Consider the following 4,312-nt stretch of genomic DNA (forward strand, 5'->3'; position numbering starts at 1 on the left):
GTTTCTGGTTAATCGCATTATTATGCGTACTTTTCTATTCAGGTATCTTCCCATTCCTGTACTATGCAACCGATTTGATGATAAATAAATATGGCGTAAATGAAGATTTTGCCGGTGCAATACCTAGTTTATTGCCTTTTGGAACAATCATTTTAACACCATTCTTTGGTAACCTGTATGATAGAAAAGGTAAGGGAGCAACTATAATGTTGATCGGTTCAATCATGCTTCTTGCTGTGCATTCAGTCTTTGCAACACCTGCACTGAATCATTATGTGATTGCCATCGCACTGATAATTTTATTAGGTGTAACATTCTCGCTTGTTCCTTCAGCCATGTGGCCATCTGTACCAAAGATTATCCCTGAAAAACAGTTGGGATCTGCTTATGCCTTAATATTCTGGGTTCAAAACTGGGGACTAATGGGTATGCCTTTGTTAATTGGTGTGGTATTAGAGAAGTACTGTAAAGTGGTTGATGCTAATGGTGAATTTAGTCATTACGACTACACTCTACCAATGGTGATTTTTGCTGCAACAGGTTTGCTTGCCATTGTTATAGCAGTAGCTCTTAAAGCCGAAGATAAGAAAAAAGGTTATGGACTGGAACGTCCAAATATTGCTGAGTAATTCAGGGAAAAACAAAATAATATATAAACAGCCATCTTCACAGGTGGCTGTTTTTTAATCTTAGAAGTAATGCAGAATACGCCTAAGGTTGGCAGTGAGGCTTAAAAGCATTACGTTGAGACACGAAGGCAATGTAAAATCTGTTAAAAGCACTTCAGAAACACACTTGACCGCCACAAAAAGCTTCACAACCGCCACAATTTGCCTCCAGGTTGTACACAGTGGTACAGGAGTGGTGCAGAAAAGTGAAAGAGTGACACAAAGTCAGGCAAGAGCAATGCAGGGAAGCGACTGTCCATTGCAGAGACCTAAAAAGTGACACAAAGTCAGGGAAAAGTGTATTATGGTTAAATAATGTGAGGCATTTTCTGAAAGGGAACGAGGGTAATGTGCTGATTAAAAAAGAGGCCAATCTTTCGAAAGGCCTCTTGAAATATAGAAAGGTAGGTTCTACATAAACACAAACTTAAGAACAAACAAAACAGCTAATACATAGCATACGATTGAAATGTCCTTGTGCTTACCTGAAAGCAGCTTCAATACCACGTATGATAGAATACCAAATACAATACCTTCAGCAATAGAGAAGGTTAATGGCATCATAATTAAGGTAAAGAATGCCGGAATTGATTCAGTGAAATCTTCCAAATCCAGATTCTGAATTGGTGTCATCATCATCACGCCAACCAATACCAATGCAGGTGCCGTTGCAGCAGCCGGAATCATCAGAAATAGTGGAGATAAGAATAAAGCGAAGATAAACAGAGCTGCAGTTGTTAAGGCTGTTAATCCGGTACGACCACCTTCGGCTACGCCAGATGCTGACTCCACATAAGTAGTAACGGTTGAGGTTCCCAACATTGCGCCGACAGTTGTCCCAATTGAATCAGCCATTAGTGCCTGCTTCACATTCGGGATTCGACCATCTTTATTGATCATCTTAGCTTTTGTTGAAACACCAATTAAAGTTCCTACAGTATCGAACATATCCACAAACAAGAAGGTGAATAATACCGTGATCATGGTAAAGATTCCTTCAGCTGTTTTAACCCATTCCCAATCAAACTTCCAGGCGATTGATGAAAGAGAAGGAACCGAGAAATCAAAGTGCGGTAGTTGAGTTACTCCCATTGGAATACCCACAACCGTAGTGATTACCATTCCGATTAAAAGAGCCCCTTTTACTTTCAGGGCTAAAAGCACACCTGTAATAATAATGCCACCAAGTGCTAACAATACAGCTGCACTTTTCATGTCACCCAAGTGAACGAAAGTAGCATCGTGAGCTACTATGATACCGGTATTTTTCATCCCTATAAATGCAATAAATAAACCGATACCTACCGATATGGCATTTTTGATACTACCTGGTATCGCATTAATGATTAGCTCCCGTATATTAAATACAGTCATTAAAATAAACAGGATACCTTCAAGGAATACAGCTGTTAATGCAAACTGCCACGACATGCCCATACCAATACAAACACCAAAAGCGAAGAACGCATTTAGTCCCATACCAGGAGCCAAAGCAAACGGTAACTTAGCCCATAAAGCCATCACTAAAGTACCAACAGCAGCTGAAATAGCAGTTGCTGTAAAAAGAGCCCCTTTGTCCATTCCCGTCGCCGAAAGAATATCCGGGTTAACTGCCAGGATGTATGCCATTGTCATAAACGTGGTAATACCAGCTACTACTTCCGTTTTGACAGTCGTTTTATTTTCTGATAATTTGAAGAATTTCTCTAACATGATATTGTTGGATTAATTAGAATGTCCATTTAACAGCAAGAGTCGGATTAACAACAAATTCATCTTTTACGAAGTTGTTGCTCATTTCAATTTCTCCACCAAATGAGAAGTTCTTACAGGCATTGTACCAGATCTGTGGTTCCATTAAAAAACGATAGTCTGTTTCCCAGATCATTTCTTCTTTCCAAAAATCGGCAAAACCTACAAATGATAGTTTTCTGTCCATAAAATGCATTCCCCATACAGCAGTTAACTGAAAAGATGCATCTTCCTTATCTTTTATATATTTATAATTAGCTTGTAGAGTCAAAACTCTTGAGAAATCAGCATTGTTGAATGTGTACTGACCACCAACTAACCAAGCGTTTTCAATGATTGTGAATGGAAGTGGATCGTTTAATTTGAAGTTACCTCCATTGTACTCTACACGAGGTTCAAATTTTTGTGATTCATTCCACTTGAAGCTACGGGCAATTTCCCAATAAGCTAAAGAAACACCATTATCAACACCTCTCGTATCATTACTATAGTCCATGTCAACAAAAAAGAAAGTGCTACCATATTTGTCTGGTTTGAACATTTCCAGGGTTGTGGTGATTTGCTTACGTTCGTCACCAAAATCGTAGTGAACCTGTAAGTTTTGAGCTTTTGCAACAACTCCAAATGCCATAGCGGCAATCAATGAAAATAGAATTCTTTTCATAAATGATACGTAATTAATCGTTTATACTTGTTATTGATGGCGCAAAAGTATATAAATTCTCTTTGGAATAAATGATTAATTAATTCTATTCTTTGATGAAGAGCTTATTTATAGTGATTAAAAGAAAGCATTTATTTCTACTTATCAATGTTGTTTAAGTGTTCAGAATCATTTGTTTTTCACTACACCAACATCTATATTTGTACACTTTTTAAAATTAAGGGTAAAAATATAGAATTGATGAGCGCAAAATTTCCGGAATATAAAGGATTGAACTTGTCGCAGGTTAATAAAGACGTGTTAAAAACCTGGGAGGAAAACGGAGCATTTGAGAAGAGTATCACTACCAGAGAAGGGAAGCCTACATTCGTGTTTTACGAAGGGCCACCATCTGCTAATGGAATTCCGGGAATTCACCATGTGATGGCGCGTACCATTAAGGATATTTTTTGCCGATTTAAAACCCAACAAGGATTTCATGTAAAGCGTAGAGCTGGTTGGGATACGCACGGTTTACCAGTAGAATTGGGCGTTGAAAAAGCTTTAGGTATCACTAAAGAAGATATTGGGAAAAGCATTACCGTAGCCGAATATAATGAGGCTTGCCGCAAGGATGTAATGAAATATACCGATTTATGGGAAGATCTAACGCATAAAATGGGTTATTGGGTAGATATGGATGATCCTTACATCACCTATGATAATCGCTACATCGAAACACTTTGGTGGCTATTGAAGGAGTTGTATAAAAAAGGTATGCTTTATAAAGGTTATACCATTCAGCCATACTCACCAGCTGCAGGTACAGGTTTAAGTACACATGAGCTGAATCAACCCGGTTGTTACCGCGATGTAAAAGATACAACTTGTACAGCGCAATTTAAGATTGTTCGTAATGAGGTGTCAGAAAAGTTCTTCGAAGGCGATGAGGATTTAAGCTTTCTGGCTTGGACTACAACTCCCTGGACATTGCCATCAAACACAGCACTGGCTGTAGGTCCAAAGATTGAATACGTAAAAGTAAAATCGTATAATCCTTATACCGGATCACCTGTTTCTGTAATTGTTGCGAAAGCTTTGGTTGATAGTTATTTCAACCCGAAGAATGCAGAGTTGGATTTTGATGTCTATCAACCAGGTGATAAAAAGATACCTTTTAAGTTAGTAACAGAGTATGTTGGTTCTGATTTAGAAGGTGTGCGTTATGAGCAGTTAATGCCATGGGTGA

General features: G+C 38.4%; 4 protein-coding genes. 2 read left to right on the forward strand and 2 right to left on the reverse strand.

Annotation, left to right across the window (positions count from 1 at the left end; translation table 11 throughout):
- Positions 1–629 (forward strand): MFS transporter (locus tag AC4MRQ_RS25075; RefSeq protein WP_491200477.1); only part of this gene is annotated, 629 nt, incomplete at its 5' end.
- A 450-nt stretch (positions 630–1,079) separates the two neighbouring features.
- On the opposite strand, the gene AC4MRQ_RS25080 is transcribed toward AC4MRQ_RS25075, so the two are convergent.
- Positions 1,080–2,381 (reverse strand): NCS2 family permease, encoded by a 1,302-nt coding sequence (locus AC4MRQ_RS25080; RefSeq protein ID WP_491200478.1) that lies wholly within the window; start codon positions 2,379–2,381, stop codon positions 1,080–1,082.
- A gap of 16 nt (positions 2,382–2,397) precedes the next feature.
- Positions 2,398–3,084 (reverse strand): DUF5020 family protein, encoded by a 687-nt coding sequence (locus tag AC4MRQ_RS25085; protein ID WP_491200479.1) that lies wholly within the window; start codon positions 3,082–3,084, stop codon positions 2,398–2,400.
- 240 nt (positions 3,085–3,324) lie between these two features.
- On the opposite strand from AC4MRQ_RS25085, the gene AC4MRQ_RS25090 reads away from it, so the two are divergent.
- Positions 3,325–4,312 (forward strand): class I tRNA ligase family protein (locus AC4MRQ_RS25090; RefSeq protein WP_491200480.1); only part of this gene is annotated, 988 nt, incomplete at its 3' end.

The sequence above is a fragment of the Carboxylicivirga sp. genome, assembly GCF_982718395.1.

Coding starts and splice junctions, on each gene's coding strand:
- AC4MRQ_RS25080 (WP_491200478.1), bottom strand. CDS start 2,381: ATGTTAGAGAAATTCTTCAAATTATCAGAAAATAAAACGACTGTCAAA.
- AC4MRQ_RS25085 (WP_491200479.1), bottom strand. CDS start 3,084: ATGAAAAGAATTCTATTTTCATTGATTGCCGCTATGGCATTTGGAGTT.